Source organism: Novacetimonas sp. GS1 (assembly GCF_036686925.1).
Classification (GTDB): domain Bacteria; phylum Pseudomonadota; class Alphaproteobacteria; order Acetobacterales; family Acetobacteraceae; genus Novacetimonas; species Novacetimonas hansenii.
The window spans coordinates 2,171,114-2,190,141 of the sequence record NZ_VSZP01000001.1 but is presented as its reverse complement, the minus strand read 5'-3'; the positions used below and the strand labels follow the sequence as shown (position 1 = coordinate 2,190,141).

13 protein-coding genes are annotated in these 19,028 nt (G+C 58.7%); 4 read left to right on the top strand and 9 right to left on the bottom strand.

All coding sequences use genetic code 11. The features are described from left to right. Positions 1–18: 18 nt before the first annotated feature. Positions 19–957, top strand: coding sequence for an AEC family transporter (locus tag FYB92_RS09790; protein ID WP_075596239.1), 939 nt, complete (start codon positions 19–21; stop codon positions 955–957). A gap of 193 nt (positions 958–1,150) precedes the next feature. On the opposite strand, the gene FYB92_RS09785 is transcribed toward FYB92_RS09790, so the two are convergent. Then, positions 1,151–2,971: an ABC transporter ATP-binding protein gene (locus tag FYB92_RS09785; protein WP_332829002.1), complete on the bottom strand. Its 1,821-nt coding sequence runs from the start codon at positions 2,969–2,971 to the stop codon at positions 1,151–1,153. Positions 2,972–3,100: 129 nt separating this feature from the next. Then, positions 3,101–4,057 carry a hydrogen peroxide-inducible genes activator gene (locus FYB92_RS09780; RefSeq protein WP_332828559.1) on the bottom strand — a complete coding sequence of 319 codons (957 nt, stop codon included), beginning with the start codon at positions 4,055–4,057 and terminating at the stop codon, positions 3,101–3,103. Positions 4,058–4,202: 145 nt separating this feature from the next. On the opposite strand from FYB92_RS09780, the gene ahpC reads away from it, so the two are divergent. Together ahpC and ahpF are read left to right on the top strand one after the other, a co-directional pair. Continuing rightward, entirely contained in the window at positions 4,203–4,766 is a 564-nt protein-coding gene (gene ahpC, locus FYB92_RS09775; RefSeq protein WP_003619768.1) for an alkyl hydroperoxide reductase subunit C, read from the top strand. 74 nt (positions 4,767–4,840) lie between these two features. Beyond that, positions 4,841–6,454: an alkyl hydroperoxide reductase subunit F gene (gene ahpF / locus FYB92_RS09770; protein WP_075632418.1), complete on the top strand. Its 1,614-nt coding sequence runs from the start codon at positions 4,841–4,843 to the stop codon at positions 6,452–6,454. Positions 6,455–6,516: 62 nt separating this feature from the next. On the opposite strand, the gene FYB92_RS09765 is transcribed toward ahpF, so the two are convergent. The 4 genes from FYB92_RS09765 to FYB92_RS09750 all read right to left on the bottom strand — a co-directional run bounded on the left by FYB92_RS09765 (position 6,517) and on the right by FYB92_RS09750 (position 13,980). Beyond that, positions 6,517–7,848, bottom strand: a complete 1,332-nt coding sequence (locus tag FYB92_RS09765; protein WP_003619771.1) for a hemolysin family protein — start codon at positions 7,846–7,848, stop codon at positions 6,517–6,519. A gap of 170 nt (positions 7,849–8,018) precedes the next feature. Next, positions 8,019–9,602, bottom strand: a complete 1,584-nt coding sequence (locus tag FYB92_RS09760) for an efflux transporter outer membrane subunit (protein ID WP_003619773.1) — start codon at positions 9,600–9,602, stop codon at positions 8,019–8,021. After that, entirely contained in the window at positions 9,602–10,789 is a 1,188-nt protein-coding gene (locus FYB92_RS09755; protein WP_003619776.1) for an efflux RND transporter periplasmic adaptor subunit, read from the bottom strand. Before FYB92_RS09755 ends, FYB92_RS09760 begins: the two co-directional genes overlap by 1 nt. Beyond that, a complete protein-coding gene (locus FYB92_RS09750) occupies positions 10,789–13,980 on the bottom strand; it encodes an efflux RND transporter permease subunit (protein ID WP_003619778.1) in 3,192 nt (1,063 codons plus the stop codon). Before FYB92_RS09750 ends, FYB92_RS09755 begins: the two co-directional genes overlap by 1 nt. Before the next feature lie 594 nt (positions 13,981–14,574). Here FYB92_RS09750 and FYB92_RS09745 point away from each other — a divergent pair. Continuing rightward, positions 14,575–15,222, top strand: a complete 648-nt coding sequence (locus FYB92_RS09745; protein ID WP_332828558.1) for a helix-turn-helix domain-containing protein — start codon at positions 14,575–14,577, stop codon at positions 15,220–15,222. A 62-nt stretch (positions 15,223–15,284) separates the two neighbouring features. Here the strand turns inward: FYB92_RS09745 and FYB92_RS09740 are convergent, their stop codons facing one another. The 3 genes from FYB92_RS09740 to FYB92_RS09730 are packed head-to-tail and all read right to left on the bottom strand — an operon-like array spanning position 15,285 to position 18,607. Next, positions 15,285–16,568, bottom strand: a complete 1,284-nt coding sequence (locus FYB92_RS09740; RefSeq protein ID WP_192263841.1) for a class II D-tagatose-bisphosphate aldolase, non-catalytic subunit — start codon at positions 16,566–16,568, stop codon at positions 15,285–15,287. A gap of 43 nt (positions 16,569–16,611) precedes the next feature. After that, positions 16,612–17,565 carry an SIS domain-containing protein gene (locus tag FYB92_RS09735; RefSeq protein ID WP_003619786.1) on the bottom strand — a complete coding sequence of 318 codons (954 nt, stop codon included), beginning with the start codon at positions 17,563–17,565 and terminating at the stop codon, positions 16,612–16,614. 58 nt (positions 17,566–17,623) lie between these two features. Further along, the gene (locus FYB92_RS09730; protein WP_225578596.1) at positions 17,624–18,607 is read right to left on the bottom strand and encodes an N-acetylglucosamine kinase; all 984 of its coding nucleotides are present in this window, start codon (positions 18,605–18,607) and stop codon (positions 17,624–17,626) included. Between the last annotated feature and the right edge of the window lie 421 nt (positions 18,608–19,028).

Sequence of the window (19,028 nt, the reverse complement as noted above, 5' to 3'; positions counted from 1 at the left end):
CACGGGAAACACGACTGCATGCTTTCAAACATACTTGCCGCGATGCTACCGCTTGTGGTGGTGTTTTCCCTTGGTTATCGCGCGGGATGGCATAAGGATTTCAACGGGGAACAGGTTTCCACCCTGAACCGGATGGTCATGCTGTATGCCTTTCCGCTGAACCTGTTCGTCGGGATCACCAATACCCCCCGCGCAATCCTGGCGGAGCAGGTGCCACTTGCGGTGTCCGTATTTTCATTGATGTGCGCGAGCTTCGTCATAGCGTACTTCATGTCACGTCACGTTTTCAGGCGTGATGCCTCCACCTCGACATTACAGGGGTTGGCGATTGGCGCACCATCCGTACCTTTTATCGGTTCGGCCATGCTACCTCCCCTGATCGGGCACAGCAGCGCCACCGTCGCCATTTCCGCTGCCGTATTCGCCATGGTGCTTGTGCAGACGCCGCTATGTTTCATGTTGCTGGCCAAGAATGCGGATGCAGGCAGCGTGACCACGCCAGTCAGTGTCCACAGGCAGATCCTGTCCTCGCTGGAGGAACCGATCGTCTGGGCTCCCATCGCTGCCACGATGCTTGTGGTCATGGACCTGCATCTTCCCAAGGTACTGCTCGATTCACTTGGTCTCCTGGGGAATGCTGCGGCTGGGGTTGCACTTTTTGCATCGGGGATCGTGCTGTTTGCGCAACGTGTATCCATAACTCTGCCCGTGGTCATGACGGTGCTTGCACGCAATCTTATCGTACCGGCGGTATCGTGGGGCGTACTGGTGCTGGTTGGGATGCCGCATGATACCATCCGCGCAGCAGTTCTTGCGCTGTCGATCCCGGTGGGGACCGTGATGGTGATCCTTGCCGTACGCTTCAGGGTTGATGAACGTGAGGCCGCATCCACCCTGTTTCTCAGCGCCATCCTGTCGGTTCTGACGATGACGCTGTTTATCGCCTGCACGGGTTAGCACGCGACGCTTGCGGCCATATTGTTCCTTGGGAACTGTCTGAAAACAAACCGTTGATAAAAAATAAGAAAAGTTTTTGGGTGCCGCCTTTTTTTCAAACAGGCGGCGTCTTCTGAAGCTTTTTGGGAAAAGCTTCACAAAAAAACCTTTATAATTTCAGGATGTTATTGAACCTGACTTTTCAAACAGTCTCTTACTGGTATCCTGCCGCCTGAAGGGCAAACAGCTCGGCATAACGTCCATTGCGGGCCAGCAGGTCATCATGTGTGCCAGATTCCAGTATCTGGCCATGTTCCAGGACAATAATACGATCAGCAGTGCGCACGGTGGAAAAACGATGCGAGATCACCAGCGCCGATTTGCCTTGGCGCAGCGCACGCATACGGTCAAACACATCCGCTTCCGCACGCGCATCCAGCGCCGAAGTCGGTTCATCAAGGATCAGCAGGTCTGCATCACGCATATAGGCACGTGAAATGGCAATTTTCTGCCATTCCCCACCGGACAGGTCCCGTCCTTTTGCGACCCTCTTGCCAAGGGGCTGATCATACCCAAGCGGCAGTTTTTCTACGACGCCATCGGCCAGCCCTTCGCGGGCTGCCGCCATGATCCGCGCGCCATCCTCCAACGCACCGATACGCCCGACGGCGATGTTTTCTGCTGCCGTCAGGCTATAGCGCACAAAATCCTGAAAAATGACCCCGATATGGGCACGCAGGTCATCAAGGTCCATATCGCGCAACAAGACGCCATCAACCGTGATTTCCCCTTCATCAGGTTCATACAGGCGCGTCAGCAGCTTGACGATGGTGGTCTTGCCCGCGCCATTTTCCCCCACCAGCGCCACGGTCTCCCCGGCGCCGATACTCAGTTCCAGATGGCGCAGCGCCCATCGGTTCGTTCCGGGATAGCGGAAACCGACATTTCGAAAGCGGATGCCATGACGGATGGGGGAGGGAAAAGGCTGCGTCACGGCAGGCGTGGTAATGACCGGTCGCAGGTCAAGGAATGCAAAGAAATCATCAAGATACTGCGCCTGTCCCGCCGTCTGGGTGATCCCCAGCAGGAGACTGGATAGCAGGCCATGCAACCGAAGGAATGAACCCGACAAGAATGTCAGATCCCCCACCGAAAACTGTCCCCGCACCGTATCGCGTACGATAATGATATAAACACCGTAATAGGCCAGTGACCCGATCGCGGCGAACAGGCCACTCCATCCGAACCGGCGCAGAGCAAGCCCGCGGTTCTGTTCTAAGACAGTGTTGGCCGCCGTACGGAAGCGCCCGACAAGGAACCCACCCAATCCAAACAGTTTTATTTCCTTGGCATGTTCGGCACTGGCCCCGACATGGCGCAGATATTCCATCTCCCGCCGCTCCGCCGTTTTGGCCCGCATCAGGCGATAGGCTTCGGCATTGAAACGGGCCTCGCCCGCTGCGGCAGGCAACAGGCCGACAATCAGGACAACAACCATCCACGGCGCAAAAGCAACCACCCCGATCACCAGCGTCACGGCCGTCAGCGCCGTTTGGCCAATGTTGAACAGTTGCACCAGCAGGTTGTTGCGCCCGGATGCCTGCCGCCGGGCACGTTCCAGCAGATCCTGCAATTCACTCGATTCGAACTGCGCCAGGTCAAGTGTGGCCGCATGATCCATCAATGCAATGCTGACGGCGTTGATATAACGTTCATTCAAAAGCGCATCGACAAGGGCCATCGCGCGTGATGTCAGGTCTGACATGATAATCAGCGCGAATTCCACCGCCAGCCACATTTCCAGCCGGGGCGAACCCGCAAGGGAACCCGCATGCCCGTCAAGGCGTATGACGTCATCGACGATCAGTTTCGCGACATACAGCGCAAGGGGCGGCTGGATCGCCTGCACCAGTCGCAACCCGATACTGCCGAGTGTCAGCGCCGGGCTGCATTGCCATAACTGTCGGAACATACGCGGAAGATGTGCATACACCCCGAAACGCCGTAACAGCCATATACGCCATGATGTAAACATATCAGGCCGTGATGACCGGGAGGAAGACTGTGGGATCAAGGCCGATTTTCCATGAACGTGGTGAACGTGGCGACGCATCGCGCCACCCGGACCGGTGACAGGCATGATACCTGACGGGATGGGGGACTGTTACCCCTGTATCCCATAACCGCCCTGATCGGGATCAGTCACCGGATGGCAGCCATCTGGCGTGTTTTCACGCAGGAATGCTGCGAACTCGCGAAATGCGTCCTCCCGCGGGTCGGATGCGCGCCACACCAGGCCAATGGTGCGCCGCGCATCCGACAGAGGCAGGGTGGTGATCAGGTCTTCCCATTCACCGCGATGCCGCAGGGCAAGATGAGGTATCAGCGAATATCCCTCGCCAGCACCAATCATATGCCACAGCATTTCCAGACTGGTGGCAAGGCGCTGCCGGTCATGATGTGGGGGCATGCCACACAGGGCAAGTGCCTGTTCACGCAGGCAGTGCCCTTCTTCAAGCAGCAGCAGATCCGGCCCGTCCAGTTCCCCCATCGCCAACCCCTGATGCGCCGCCAGAGGATGCTGCGCAGGAAAGGCAGCGACAAACGGTTCTTCGAAAATCGGTGTGCAATGCAGGGCATCATGGCTGACGGGGAAGGCGGCAAACACCAGATCAAGTTCATCATGGCGCAGCATCTGGAGCATGGGCAGTGTCTGGCTGTCGGTCAGTTGCAGACGCAGTTGCGGATATGCATGTCGCAGCAATGGGAGGAGGCTGGGAACATAATAGGGGCCAAGCGTGGCGATGACCCCGATACGCAGCATGCCTTCAAGCGGGCCAGCCTGCACGCGCGCGGCCTCGATCATGGCACGTGCGGCGGCAAGCACCTCTCGGCCAAGCGCGATCAGGCGCGCGCCCTGCGGGGTGGGGGCGACATGGCGGCGGGTACGTTCGAACAGCACCACACCCAGTAGGGTTTCAAGTTTGCGCACCTGTTCCGACAGGCCGCCCTGACTGACGCCGCAGCGTTCTGCCGCACGTGAAAAGTTGCGCAGGTCATCCACCGCAACAACATATTCAATGTCCCGCAGCGAAAGGCCGGAAAGGGGGATATAGCTCATGGGTATAGGTATAACGGATTCCTGAATGGGGATTGAAAGGTTTTGCCGATCAGAGCTATCAGAACAAACAGTTTCCGCGTCATCCGTGTTCGTGGGACAACAGGCCTGTCATCAATGACAAGCGAAAAAGTGAGGAGCATTTTACATGGCACGCATCAATTCGCCCCTGAAGCCTTTCAAGGCTGATGCCTTCCACAATGGCAAGTTCATTACCGTGACCGATGCCGACGTGAAGGGCAAATGGTCTGTCTTCTTCTTCTACCCGGCGGACTTCACGTTTGTCTGCCCGACAGAGCTTGAAGATCTGGCCGACAACTATGCCGCGTTCCAGAAGCTGGGTGTGGAAATCTATTCGGTCTCCACTGACAAGCATTTCACGCATAAGGCATGGCATGATACCTCGCCGGCCATCAGCAAGATCAAATATGTGATGATCGGCGACCCGACCGGGCATATCGCACGTAACTTCGACGTCCTGATCGAGGAAGCGGGCCTTGCCGACCGTGGCACCTTCCTGATCGATCCCGAAGGCAAGATCCAGTATATCGAGATCACGGCGGGCGGCGTCGGTCGCAGCGCCACCGAACTCCTCAGCAAGATCGAGGCCGCGCAGTATGTCGCCTCCCACCCGGGCGAAGTCTGCCCGGCGAAGTGGAAGGAAGGCAGTGCGACCCTGACCCCGTCGCTGGACCTCGTCGGCAAGATCTGATCGCAGGTTCGTGGTCCGGCCCCTTTGCGGGCCGGACCATTCCCCACCTTTTCGGAAAAAGCGGAGTTCTTTCCATGTTGCAGGACACCATCAAGGCACAGCTCAAGGGGTATCTGGCGAATCTGTCCCATCCGGTCGTGCTGGAAGCCTCGCTTGATGACAGCGCACCATCGCATGAGATGCATGAGCTTCTGCATGAAGTCGCCGCCCTTTCCGACAAGGTGCAGGTTTCTGAACAGGGCGTGGCCACGCGACGTCCCTCCTTCGTCATCCGTCGCGCCGATGCGGCGGCAGGAAATACTATGGCGGGTGTGACCTTTGCGGCCATCCCGATGGGGCACGAATTCACATCCTTCGTACTGGCGCTGTTGCAGGTGGCCGGGCGTGCGCCCAAATTTTCTGATGACGTGATCGCGCAGATCCGTGCCCTGCCGGGAAAATACACGTTCGAGACCTATGTCTCGCTGTCATGCCAGAACTGTCCGGACGTGGTGCAGGCGCTTAATGCCATGAGCGTGATAAATCCCAACATCCATAATACCACGATTGATGGTGCATTGTTCCAGGACGAGGTTGCCGCACGTAACATCATGTCCGTGCCACAGGTCTACCTTAATGGCGAAGCATTCGAGACCGGGCGCGCCGATGTGGAACAGATCCTTGCAAAGCTGGATGCGGACGCCCCACGTCGCGCGGCGGAAAAGCTGAAGGATATCCCCCCCTTTGACGTGCTGATTATTGGTAGTGGCCCTGCTGGGGCTGCTGCTGCTGTCTATGCCGCGCGCAAGGGATTACGTACCGGTATCGTGGCAGAGCGTTTCGGCGGTCAGGTGATGGATACGGACGGGATCGAGAACTTTATTTCAGTCCAGGAAACGGACGGCCCGAAACTCTCTGCCGCGCTGGAGGCGCATGTCCGGCAGTACGATGTCGATGTGATTTCATCGCAGCGCGCCAGTGAACTGTTTCCTACGGCACAACCAGGGGGGCTGCATGGTGTGGCGTTGGAAAGTGGGGCCATCCTGCATTCCCGCACGGTCATTATCGCCACCGGTGCGCACTGGCGCCATCTGGGCGTGCCGGGCGAGGAGGAATACCGCAACAAAGGCGTGGCCTATTGCCCGCATTGTGACGGCCCGTTCTACAAGGGCAAGCGTGTTGCCGTCGCGGGCGGCGGAAACAGCGGTGTCGAGGCTGCGATCGACCTTGCGGGCATTGTCGCGCATGTCACGCTGCTGCAACGCGGATCGCACCTGAAGGCGGACAAGGTGCTGCAAGATAAACTGCACAGCATGACCAATGTGACGGTTCTGACGGAGGCCCTGACCACCCGGATCGAAGGAAATGGAAAGAACGTTACAGGCCTGACCTATCGCGGGGGCGATGGCACGGACCACCAGATCGACCTTGAGGGCGTATTTGTGCAGATCGGCCTGCTGCCCAATACCGGCTGGCTTAAGGGCACGATACAGTTGACCGATTTTGGGGAAATTGTCGTCAACGATCATGGCGCGACCTCGATCCCCGGCATATTCGCGGCGGGTGATGCCACGACAACCCCCTACAAGCAGATCGTCATTGCGATCGGGGATGGGGCAAAGGCTGCGCTTTCTGCGTTTGACTACCTGATCCGTGTTCCCCCAATCGTGCAAAAACATGCCACGACGCTGGAGGCTGTTTCAAACTGATCCAATAACGATAAGGTCTCTCCTGGCGCTGTCTTGTCCAGACAAGGCAGCGCCAGAACCGTTCAGTTCTGGAGGCGGGTGACAAGCAGCTGGTTAATGCGAAACCCTTCCACATCGACCACTTCAAAGCGGAAGCGTGCAGTATCCACGCGGTCGGCCTTGCGCGCCATGCGACGCAGCCGGTGCATGACAAACCCGCCGATGGTGTCGAACGGCCCGGCTTCGTCAAGGTCCATGACCTCAAGGTCACGTCGCACATCCTCGATCGAGGCCGCACCATCTATCAGCCAGGAATTGGCATCACGTCGGACGATCAACTGTTCCTCGAACGGATTTGCCACTCCCCCCATCAACGCGCCCATGATGTCCTTGAATGTGATAAGGCCGACGACAAGCCCATATTCATTGACAACCAGTGCAAACCCGACCCCATGCGTGTCGAACTGCGCCAGTGTATCCCACAGGTTGATCGTCTCAGGCACCGACAGGACATCACGTCGCACCTCAAAAACCGCCCTGTCACCCGCAGACGTGCCTGGTGACGGCGTGGCGGGGGCAGGGGGGCGATCCACCACCGCCGCCAGCACGTCTTCTGCCCGGATGGACCCCACGACATTATCCAGCCCGCCATCACATAGCGGATAACGCGAATATGGCTTTGCCCGTACCTTGGCTTTCTGCGCCTCGACGCTTTCCTGCAGGTCAAGGAATACAATTTCATCGCGTGGCGTCATGGCTGATGTGATGGAGCGGTCCTGTAATCCCAGCACGTTCTGGATCATCTGGTGTTCCTGCTCCAGCAGGACCCCTGAGGCTGTGCCCGCCGCAAGGATCGCACGCAAATCCTCTGGCGTGACCGGTTCCACCGCCGATGCCGCCGGAATCTTCAGCGCCCGCAGGATCGCATCCGACATCTTGGAAAAGATCCAGACAAGGGGAAAAAACAGTTTCAGCGCCATCGCCGGAAACCACCCGACAGCAAGCGCAACCTTGTCCGGGGCGTTCATTGCGATACGTTTGGGGATCAGGTCGGCAAACAGCACGAACATGCCTGTCACCATGAAAAACCCTACCGTCGCGGACAGTGTCTGGGCCGTGGCTTCGCCCAGTCCCCATGTCATAAGCCCATGGGTCAGGGATGGGGCGAGCATTTCCGAACTGATGATACCGCCCAGTACCCCCACACCGTTGAGGCATATCTGCAGTACCGTCATGACCTGTCCGCTGTTGCGGCGCAGACGCAGGAAGGCTGCGGCGCGTTCATCGCCCGCATCCGCGCGTGAGCGGAGCCGGACATCACGCGCCGCAGCGAATGATATTTCCGATAGTGAAATAAAAATATTGAGTGCGACCAGAAGAACCAGAGAAATCAGGCCAGATAAAAACAGAATCACAAGAGCACCTGTTAAGAGATAGGTGCCTCAAACTAGCATAAAACCCGCACGATATGGATATATTTTACAAAACATACATATGTCGCGTATGTATGTTTTGTATAAATAATAAAAGCTATGACCCTTTCCTGTGCAATCCCACCGTGCGGGTGGGCTACCTTGCGGTAGCCCTATCTTACTGACAGGGCCGACAGCTTGGGGCCGGTCAGGTTATCTTCGGGGTCTTCGCCCTTGGTGCGCGGCACAGGAACATCGCCGACAGGTTGTGCCGGGTGCAGACCGGAATATTGCAACGCTCCGACAGACGACAGCCGGTTCGACGCCGGCAGCAGTGATGCATTCCATCCCCCGCCACAGGCCCGGATCAGCCCGACCTGCGCCTGGAGATAGCGTGTCTGGACCTCCACCTGCTGGATACGCGCCTCCAATGTACTGACCTGCGCGATCAGCACGTCGAGATATGCGGCCAACCCGCCCTTGTACAAGTTCATCGTGATATCCTGTGTCTGGCTTGCGGCACCTACCGCCGCGCGCAGGCGTGCATTTTCATCATCCAGCCGTTTTGTGCGTGAAAGTCCGTCCTCCACATCACGAAACGCCGTCAGCACCGTCATGCGATAATGGTCGCGCGTCTCGCGGTAGGCCGACCAGCTCTGTTGCAATTGTGCGCGTCGCAGGCCCCCTTCGAAAATGGGCAACGTAACCGTGGCGCCATAGGTCCACATGCTGTTGGCAAGGTTGGCGAGGTTGAAGCCATTATCGTCAAAACCGCCATCCATCCGGAAAGAGACATGTGGATAGAAGGCCGCACGTGCGATGCCGATGGCCCGGTTGGCCTGTGCCATCTGGCGTTCGGCCATGGCGATATCGGGACGACGTTCCAGCAGCTCCGACGGCACCCCGGGTGAAAGTGCAACGCGGTTCGTGTTCAGGTGGCTGTCGGGGGCAAGATGGAACGAAGACGGCGCGACATTGACCAGCACGGCGATGGCATGTTCCATCACCTCACGCTGCGCCTGTATGTCGAGCAGGTGCGCCTGTGTGGTGTAGAGCTGGTTTTCCGCACGCGCCACGTCAAGCCGCGAGGCGGCCTGATCCTGCAGACGCGTGCGCGTCACACGTAGCGAGTCCTCATAATACCTGATCGACTGGGTATAGATGTTTGCCTGCGCGTCGAGACCGCGCAGGGTGAAATAATCGCTGGCAAGTTCCGCCTGCAAGCTGAGGCGGGCGGACGCATATTCGGCGGCCTGTTCCTGTGCATAATCCTTTTGCAGGCGGACACGGTTGCGGATGGATGACCAGAAATCCGGCTCCCACGAGGCCATGCCGCCATAGAATTCGTCAGAATCCGTGATCGGGCCTTTGTACCGGAACAATCGTTCGGCCGAGCTCTTGTTATTGCTGCCACCAAAGGCAAGCCCGAAATGGGGCAACAGGTCGGAACGCGCCTCGCTGACGACGGAACGCGCCTGCAGGAAACGTTCCGCCGCGGCCTGCAGGTTTCCATTATGGGCTGTGGCCTCGGCCTCCAGCTCATCCAGGCGGGGGTCAGTAAATGCTTTCCACCATTCCGCCCTGACGCTGTCATCCATCGGATGCGCCGGTGCAAAGGGGGCCTGCCCCTGCCATGTGGTGGGGATCACGTAATGTGGCGCGTGATAGGCGGGGGCAAGGTCACATCCCGCCAGCATCAGCATGGATGCAAGACCGACCCCACGCATGGCCGTGCAACGACGAAGACCTGATTTCATCATTCATCGTCCTTTTCAGAGACATCATTGCTGTATCCTGCGGCGGGTGCGGAGACATGGACCTTCTCCCCCTCCAGCAGGTCGGCGGGTGGGTTGTCGATGATCCGGTCCTGCGCCGACAGGCCAGAAAGCACCTGTGTGGCCCCATCCCCCATACGGCCCACCGTGATGTCATGGAAATGCGCGATATCGTGGTCATCCACCACCGCAACCTGCATGCCATGTTCCTGAAACACCAACGCGCCGGTGGGGATGGCAAGGTGGCCGGACTGTTCCGGTGCGCTCAGCGTCACTGCGGCAAAGGTGCCGGGCCACAGGGCGTGGTCCTTATTATCAATCACGAATTCACTGACGCTTGTCCGTGTATCGGGATCATATCCCCCCGATACAGTCAGGAATTGCCCTTCGAACACGCGATCGGGAAATTGCGGGACGCGCACGCTTGCATGCAGACCGGGTTGCAGGATGTAGGACATGTTTTCGGGGATGGAGACAAACAGGCGCATCTGGTGGGTGTCCGCCACACTGAACAATTCGCTGGCCCCGCCATTGGCGTTGAGGTTGCCGCCACCTTCGTGCACGTAATCCCCGACATTGATGTCACGTTCCGTCACCACCCCGTCAAAGGGGGCGACAATCACCTTGAAACGTTCAAGCGCGGCATAGCGATCGAGGTTATGGCGCGCGGCCTCAAGGTCAGCCGCGGCCGATTTTTCATTCGCGTCCTGCACGGACACCGACTGTCCCGATACGGCCTGTGATTTCCCCATCAGCCGCCAGCGCTGTGCCGTGACGACGGCAAGGTCGTATTTGGCCTGTGACGATTGCAGGTCAGCCTGGGCCTGTGCGAACTGTGCATCGAGGCCGGGCGTATTGATTTCAGCCAGTACGTCACCGGCGGCGACACGTGCGCCGTAATCCTTGTACCACATGCGCACATATCCCGACACCTGCGGATAGATCGGGGCCTGGTACCATGCCTCCACCGTTCCAGGCAGTTCGAGGCTGACATGATGGGCCTCGGTATGGGGGGAGATCACCATCACGTTGGGAATGGCGGCCATCTGGGCCTCCCTGCGCAGGGAGGCTGCATGGTGGACACGTTCGGCCACAAGGTATCCGCACCATCCCATGACGGCGACAGCCCCCGATACCAGCAGTATTTTTTGCGATTTCCGGATCGACATCACTTTGTTTCCCCCCGGCTGCGGGACGGACGATTGTGCAGGATTGCGTAAACACATGGCACGAACAGCAAGGTGGAAACCGTTGCCACCAGCAGGCCGCCGATGACGGCACGGCCCAGTGGTGCGTTCTGCGAATTGCTCATGGCCATGGGGACCATGCCGATCACCATCGCCAATGCGGTCATCAGGACCGGACGGATGCGGCCATATCCCGCCTCCACCGCTGCGCGCAGGGCGTCACCATGTTCCTCGATCCGTTCGCGGGCAAAGGAGACGACAAGGATCGAATTGGCCGTGGCTGTGCCCATGCACATGATGGCCCCCGTCAATGCGGGTACCGACAGGCGCGTATGGGTCAGGAACAGCGCCCATGCGATACCGGCAAGCGCGCCGGGCAGGGCGGTGATGATGATGAACGGGTCAAGCCATGACTGAAAGTTCACGACGATCAGCAGGTAGATCAGGAGAACAGACACCACCAGACCGAAGATCAGTTCGTTATAGGAATTGCGCATCGTTTCGGTCTGTCCCCGGATCACCACGGCAGCGGTGGAGGGAACCATGTGTGCCGTCTGGCGCAGGACGCGTTGCACGCCTGATGTCACCTGCCCCAGGTCGGCGCCTTCGGCCGAGACATAGATATCGACTTCCGGCATGGAGTTGAAATGCGACACCTGTCCCGGCGTGCCGGTGGCGGTGACATTGCTGATCCCGCCCAGAAGCTGCATGTGTCGACCCTGCGGATCGCCATCCCCCTTGTCCACCGGGATGGTCATGAGGTTGCTGAAATGCGTCAACTGGTCCTGAGAGACATAGACATTCAGCGGGAAAGTAATCCCGGTCTTCGGGTCCAGCCAGTATTGCGGGTCCACCGTCTGGCTGCCTGACAGGGTCATCAGTTCATTATTCGCCAGGTCTGCTTCGGTCATGCCGGTCGCCTGACCAAAGGTACGGTTACCCTGCACAAACAATGTCGGTGTTTTCATCGTCTGCTGGATCACCACGTCGGCGGTTCCGGGCACCTTGCGCAATTCATTTACCAGGTGGCGGGCATATTCATAATTATCACGCAGGTCAGGCCCTGAAATCTGCACGTCGATCGGCGCGGGGGAGCCAAAGTTCAGGATGCGTGCCGTCAGGTCCGCAGGCTGGAACGTGAAGACCGTGCCGGGAAAGCGCGCCGACAGGTCGCGCCGCAGGATGGCGCGATAGTCCCACACGGGCGTTTCCTCGTCCTTCAGGGCGATGGTGATGTCACAATCCTGCGTGCCGATGGTCGGTGTGGGGATGAAGGCCTGATTATGCGCACCTTCGGGCAGGCCACAATTTTCGATCATGGTGTCCACACGGTTGGGGAAAAGCTGGTTGATGCGGTCTTCCACCAACGATGCCTCACGCCCTGCAACCTCAATACGGGTGCCAAGCGGCGCACGCATATGCATCTGGATCGTGCCTGATTTCGTCTCGGGAAAGAAATCCCGCCCGGCGGTCAGATACAGCCCCATCGAAACGACGGAAATGCCCAGGAACGTGCCGACAAACATCCGCCTGCGCCCGATCGCCCATTGCAGGAGAAGGGAATACCGCTCCCGGAAGGTGTTGAACCCCCGTTCGAACGCCTGCTGGAAACGTTCGGGCAGGCGGCGGGGATATTGCAGCTTGTGATGCTGGGGTTCGCAATGGTGTGAATCCCCATGTCCCGCGACGCTATGGCCCGCCAGAAGGTATTTCGCCATGGTCGGCACCAGCGTGCGTGACAGGATGAACGACGCGATCATGGCAAAGATGATGGCTTCGGCCATTGGCATGAACAGCCATCCTGCAACGCCACTCAGCGCGAACAGGGGCAGCCATACAATGCAGATGCAGGTGGTGGCGACAAAGGTCGGGATGACGATCTGGTTCGCCGCATCAATGATGGCGGTTTCCAGTTCCTTTCCCATCTCCAGGTGGGCGTCGATATTCTCGATCATGACGGTGGCGTCATCGACAAGGATACCAACCGCCAGCGCAAGCCCGCCAAGCGTCATGACATTGATCGTCTGTCCCGCGATATGCAGGCCGATGATCGCGCACAGGATGGCAAGGGGGATGGAGGTTGCAATGATGACGGTGGGACGCCACGACCCAAGGAACAGCAACACGACCATGCCCGTCAGGAATGCCGCCGTCAGCATTTCACGCACGACGTCGAAAATCGAATCTTTCACAAAGACAGAGGCATCGCCCAGGATGCTGACCTTCACGTCGGGGGGCAGCAGTTTCTGTATCCGCGGCAGCAGCGCCTTCGCCCCGGCCACGACATCGAGCGTGGAGGCATCGCCACTTTTCATGACCACGATTTCCACACCCTGCTTGCCCTTGACCAATACAAGGTTCGTTTGCGGATGGCCGCCACGATAGACCTCGGCCACGTCATGTACGTAAATGACGGCATTGCCCACGCGCTTGACAGGGATATCACCCAGTTCCTTCATCGAACGTGGTGTGGCGTTTGTCTGCACCATCCAGTCCGTGGCAGAGATTTTCTGGTCCCCGGCCGGCAGGACGATATTTTGTCCGCGCAGGGCGTTTTGTACATCCATGGCGGACAGGTGATGCGCCTGCAACTGCTGCTGGTTCAGGGCGACCATGACAAAACTGTCCATGCCGCCATAGGCCTGCGGCACCACGGCGCCGGGCACGGTCACAAGCAGGGGACGCACACGGATCATCGCCAGCTTGAACAGGTCAGAAGGCGTCTGCCGGTCCGATGTGACCTGCAGCGTCAGTACCGGCACGGACGAGGCATCAAGGCTCATCACCATGGGGGCGGGGATGTTTTCAGGAAGCTGTTTTATGACCGTCTGGGAAATCGCGGTCACTTCGGCTTCGGCCTTGCCGATGTCGGTTCCGGGCTGAAAGTATATGTTGACTATACCACGGCCGTAATACGAACTGCTTTCCATATGCTCGATGCCCTCGACTGTCGAGGTCACCATCAGTTCGTAATTATATATGATACGGCCGGCGAATTCTTCGGGCAGCATACCGCCATAGGTCCAGACAACGGACACCACGGGAATGCGGATGTTCGGGAACACGTCCGTCGGCGTACGCAATACCGACATGATGCCAAAGACCACGATAAGGATCGACAGCACCACAAAGGTATAGGGCCGACGTAGTGCGGTAACTACGATGGCATTCATGGGATATGTATTTCATGCGTGAAACGGACCCCGCATGCATGGCAAAAGCCATGTATTCAACACGCGGGATTCATTTTTGTTTCCGGGTCCCGGTCATTTCTGACCGCGTATGAACACGAAAGGTTCAGGGTATACAGGCCATATCTGTGAAATGTGACATATGCGTACACTCCGGCAAAGTCGGCAGCAAATGCCTGACATGGGTTCATGGGGTAGCGGCTTGCCCGGTAGATACCTGTTTTTTGACAAAGTATGAACGGAAAATGTTTAAAATATTTTTCTAATACACACAGATTATGATATTATTACTTATAATACATGAGAATATTTTTAAGAAACTTTTGGCGCCATGCCAGAATGGCTGCACTCTGCCTGTTATGACACGCATCCCAAACGGGATGCAGAAAGCCGCGATTATGCCCTTCGGTCATGCGTTCACATTGCATCCTTACGGGATCATGGCTCGACAGCGGGGTGTCCGCATGGCAAGAAACCGCGAAATCTGGACGATAGGACATCGTCGCGCGCCAGCCCTTGCACCTTGAATGTCCGCGACGCCCTGCGGCATGATGCCGGCGGACATAAGGAGAGTGTATGAAGCCCGACGCCAGTGAGGACCAGCCCAAGCCCGGCCTGAGGGAGCGCAAGCAGGGCCGCGTCCGCGCCACCGTGATTGCAGAGGCAATGCACCTGTTTTCCGCGCAGGGATATGACCAGACGACAGTGGACGAAATCGCCGATGCGGCCAGAATTTCGCGGCGCACACTGTTTCGCATGTTCGCGACCAAGGGGGACATCGTCCTTGCATGGACCCGTGGCATGACACAGAGCCTGAGTGACGCGCTGGCGGCATGCACACTTGATATGCACCCCGCCGATGCAATGATGCATGCCTTTACCGCGCTGGTTCCGCAGATCGCGGAAAACAGGAAAGATACTTACGCGTTCGTATTCCTGATCGAAAAGACACCTTCGCTACAGACAGTCAGCTTCCAGAAATATGCCAAGTGGGAAGACTGCCTTGCCGAAGGGTTGGCGAAACGTATGACCGACCGGAAAAGCCGTCGCGCTGCCGCCCGCCTGATGGCGCGTGGTGGCATCGCCATCTTTCGTACTGCCCTTGATGAATGGATACGCCTGAAGGGGCGGCCCGCGCTCGTGCCGCTTTTGCAAAAGACCTATGAATTACAGTCCGCCCTGTGGCCCACGTCCGCCGGGCACGAACCCGTCATCACGATGTGATACGGGAGGCAAGGGGCCGCGCCGGTGCAGACAGCCGCTGCCCGACGCCTTTGTTCAAGCAGCTATCGCGAAGCAGCCCCGTCATAGAGACACAGAACGGTCTTCACGGCTTCAATGGTGATCTGTCGTGGGTCGCGGGGGATGTGCCCCGTGCGGATCTGTTCATAAAGGCCGGGCAGAAACTGGCTAAGCAACGGGTCCGGCATGCCTGTTTCCCGCAGATCGGAAAACAGGTTTTCCACGGCCTCGCGCGCTTCAGGAAGCGCCCAGTAATAACGGATACGGTCGCTGTATGAATAATGCCGTAACCATGAAACCTGCTGATCCGTCCCCGCGTAGTGCCCTGCCCAGTATCCCGGCCTGTCGGTCATAAGACGGTCCATCGTGTCATGCAGCCTGTCACCACCAGGTCGCAGCGCAGCACGGATGCCGTCAAGCGCATATAGTGCTTCCCTGAGGGCGAAAGTCAGGCCCGGTCCGACCTTCAGGATGGCGAACCCATCTTCCACCAGCTCGCGCAACGCGACTGCGGGTTGGTAATCTGTGGAATGTGCCTCAAAAACCAGTCCCGGCATGCGGGGCAGTGTATCAATCAGGTCGCGTGCGGCGTCACGTCGGTAAAAAGCGACATTGTCCACCCCGAATTCCACGCCCGGCTGCACCACAAGGGCAATGACACGCTTCCACACATCCTCGCCCAGTGCGGTCGTGAACATGTCCTGATGGATGCGCAATGTCTGTAGTGCCGCAGCCGGTGCGGTCGGTTTCAGGTGGTCAAGGGCATCGGCCACACCACCCGGAACCGGCACTTCGGTTCCGATGACATAAGCCGCCTGCCCGGGACGCGCCGCCTCGGCTGATGCCGCAAGTCCGCATGCCCGTTCGGCCACGATTTCGTCCGACAGGGCTGCCGCTTCGCCCCGGCACCCCATGCTGGCATCGAGGTGAAGCTTGACGAATCCTGCCTCGGCATAGGCACGGACCATGGCCTGTGCCCGTTCCATGGCCTCCGTCGCCGGCAGGGATTTCCATGGGTTAGGCCCCAGATGGTCCCCCCCAAGAAGGATAAGGCCCCGATCGCAACCGACCCGCATTGCGATATCCCAGACCATATCCCGAAAGGCCACCGGCGTCATACCGGTATAGCCGCCTTCCTGATTGACCTGATTGCAGGTGGCTTCGATCAGGACGGGGCGCCCTGTCTGTGCCGCACGCGACAGGACGGCTTCCAACACCAGCGGATGGGCGGAACATACCGATGTCATACCCCGCCGCGCCTGTGGCGGGATCGTGCTGTCGTGGGCCTGATGTGCCAGCGCGAGGAGCGGGGCTGCGGCTGTGGTCATGACGGGCTATCCTTATTGGGCAATGGCGACGCGGGACTGCCCGTCAGGCAATCTTGACCACCTTGGTCAGGTGACGGGGGGCCAGCGTGTCAAGGCCACGCATACGTGCCACGTATTCACCAAGCAGTTGCAGGACAGGCAGGCAGACCAGCGGCCGTACGTCCGCGCCCGTCGCAATCGGCAGCTCTACCGTGCCGGGACCGCCAAGACCCAGCACACGGGCCCCTTTTGCCATCAGTTCACGCGCCAGAAGGCTTTCTTCCTCCAACGTATCGGGATGATACAGGAAGATAACAAGTGAACGTTCGTCAATCAGGCTGACCGGGCCATGGCGATATTCCAGCGGATGATGTGCCTCAGTCTGGCTCAGGCTCATTTCCTGCAGTTTCAGCGCCCCTTCGCGCGCGACACCGTAAAGCGCCCCGCTGCCGAGGAAGACGAAATGCGAACGCCCCTCGATCTGCTCCTTCAGGTGCCGGTCCGCCGCCGCAAGCAGGTCGTGTGCCGCGCGCGTGGTCGAGCTGTCCATCGTGACACCCGCGTAACGCAAGCCCATCAGCAGCATCAGGCTGGCGGAGGCCGTCATGACGATGCCTTCTTCCGGGTGGGTCTGGGCCACCATCAGCGTGTCCGCCTGATCACACAGGGCGCTGCCGGGTGCGCAGGTGAAGGCCGTGACCTTCAGGCCGGCTTCACGGCTGGCTTTTGCCGCGGCAACCGTTTCGGTGGATTCCCCACTGCGGGAAAGGGCGATGACATGGGGGGCGATTTTCGTGGGGATGTAGGAACTGCGGCGGCAGGTCCATTCATTGCCCGGTATGGCACGCGACAACACCCCATGTTCATTCAGTGCGGTTGCGATGGAATCCGCGATATGGACGGATGTACCACATCCCACGACGACATGGACGTCATCCGCACAGGGCGGGACAGGTTCATCCATGACCTGGTCCCAAAGTGGAAACTGCTCGCGGATACCGCGTTCCGTTGCATTCATTGATGGATCCTTTGTCTGACAAGTGCATCCGGGATATGCCCGGGTTGAAAAAACAGGCTTACCTGTGCAGCCCTTCAAGGGTGTGTGACAGGCGTTCGGTCCATGCCGTACCGGTCTGCCACTGCGCCAGTTGCGCAGCCCGCAGGATCACGCCCCCGATGGGCGGAAGCCGCGGCGCCTGTGGCGTCCCGCAAAAAACCGACAGTGCATGGCGTAGATAGACACTGTTGAATGTGCCGCCGGTATAACTCCATGGCAGGGCCGGGCGCGACAGCCCCTCCCGCGCCACTGCGACATGCCGTGCGAGGTGGGCGGCCGCGCGATCCAGGATGGCGCAGGCCTGTTGGTTGCCCTGTGCCGCCATTTCACTGACCCCATGCGCCAACGCGGCCACGGCCGAACGTTTATGCGACAGGCCGCCATACCACTCAAGCAGCGCCGGCCCGGCAAGGGCAGGGGAGGAGGGAAGGCCCATGATGCCGCACATCGGTGCGATAAATGCCCGCGCATCCGCCGCGCGCCCATCCAGCGCCTGCGTCAGGAGCGAGAGGGCTTCACGCCCGATCCAGAATGCACTTCCTTCATCCCCGAACAGCGGCCCCCAGCCCCCGACACGCAGACTGTGCCCGGTTTCGTCGTTTGCCCATCCCATCGACCCCGTACCCGACAGGACCAGAACCCCCGGCGCACCTGCAAACGCACCGCTACACGCCATTTCCACATCATTGCGGACGACATACTTATCCATGGGTATATCGAGGATCTCGCCCAGGGCCTTGTCCTGCTGTGCCGTGATGCTCCGACTTTCCCCATATCCCGCCAGCCCCAGTGCAACGGCGGCAATATGGTGTGGAATATCATTCAAAAGATCGGCCAGAACGGTGCGCCAGTCGGAACGGTCGAACGGGTTGGACCCCGGCCCCTTGCGCGTCAGGACGACATTTGCATCACGATCGACCACGACCAGCAGCGTCTTGGTGCCCCCGCTATCCACCGCGACAAGGCATGGCGTGTCACCCGTATGCGCTGACGGGTGTTTCATGCCAACAGGCCGATGGTGGAACAGGGAATCATATGGTTCATGATCGGCACTATGGAAATCCTCATTGTCCACCCAATGAGACAGCCCCACGATATGGGGCAGGTTGCATTATGGCACGGGCGCCTGTCCCGCAGGGAGTGCGTCCATGGATATGCTTCGCGTTTCGCGCTTTTCATGTCAAGTCAAAGAATTGATTGTTTATGATCTTTTTGGGGATGAATTTTGAATATTTCCCTATGATCCATACATGATATGACGTGAATCCCCAAATTCCATGATCATCATATTATGAAAAACAACAGAAATTTTATGAAACGACAGAGAAAAATATAGATTCTCCGTTGATGGTGCGAGAATGATGCACATAAATATCATACATAATCAAAAAAACGATTGCATAAGATCGTTCCGGTGTCAGATT

Bases quoted from the DNA above. Each gene is read 5' to 3' on its own strand.
- FYB92_RS09790 (WP_075596239.1), top strand. From the start codon at position 19: ATGCTTTCAAACATACTTGCCGCGATGCTACCGCTTGTGGTGGTGTTT.
- FYB92_RS09730 (WP_225578596.1), bottom strand. From the start codon at position 18,607: ATGAAACACCCGTCAGCGCATACGGGTGACACGCCATGCCTTGTCGCG.
- ahpC (WP_003619768.1), top strand. From the start codon at position 4,203: ATGGCACGCATCAATTCGCCCCTGAAGCCTTTCAAGGCTGATGCCTTC.
- FYB92_RS09760 (WP_003619773.1), bottom strand. From the start codon at position 9,602: ATGAAATCAGGTCTTCGTCGTTGCACGGCCATGCGTGGGGTCGGTCTT.
- FYB92_RS09735 (WP_003619786.1), bottom strand. From the start codon at position 17,565: ATGAATGCAACGGAACGCGGTATCCGCGAGCAGTTTCCACTTTGGGAC.
- FYB92_RS09755 (WP_003619776.1), bottom strand. From the start codon at position 10,789: ATGTCGATCCGGAAATCGCAAAAAATACTGCTGGTATCGGGGGCTGTC.
- FYB92_RS09785 (WP_332829002.1), bottom strand. From the start codon at position 2,971: ATGTTTACATCATGGCGTATATGGCTGTTACGGCGTTTCGGGGTGTAT.
- ahpF (WP_075632418.1), top strand. From the start codon at position 4,841: ATGTTGCAGGACACCATCAAGGCACAGCTCAAGGGGTATCTGGCGAAT.
- FYB92_RS09750 (WP_003619778.1), bottom strand. From the start codon at position 13,980: ATGAATGCCATCGTAGTTACCGCACTACGTCGGCCCTATACCTTTGTG.
- FYB92_RS09780 (WP_332828559.1), bottom strand. From the start codon at position 4,057: ATGAGCTATATCCCCCTTTCCGGCCTTTCGCTGCGGGACATTGAATAT.
- FYB92_RS09740 (WP_192263841.1), bottom strand. From the start codon at position 16,568: ATGACCACAGCCGCAGCCCCGCTCCTCGCGCTGGCACATCAGGCCCAC.
- FYB92_RS09745 (WP_332828558.1), top strand. From the start codon at position 14,575: ATGAAGCCCGACGCCAGTGAGGACCAGCCCAAGCCCGGCCTGAGGGAG.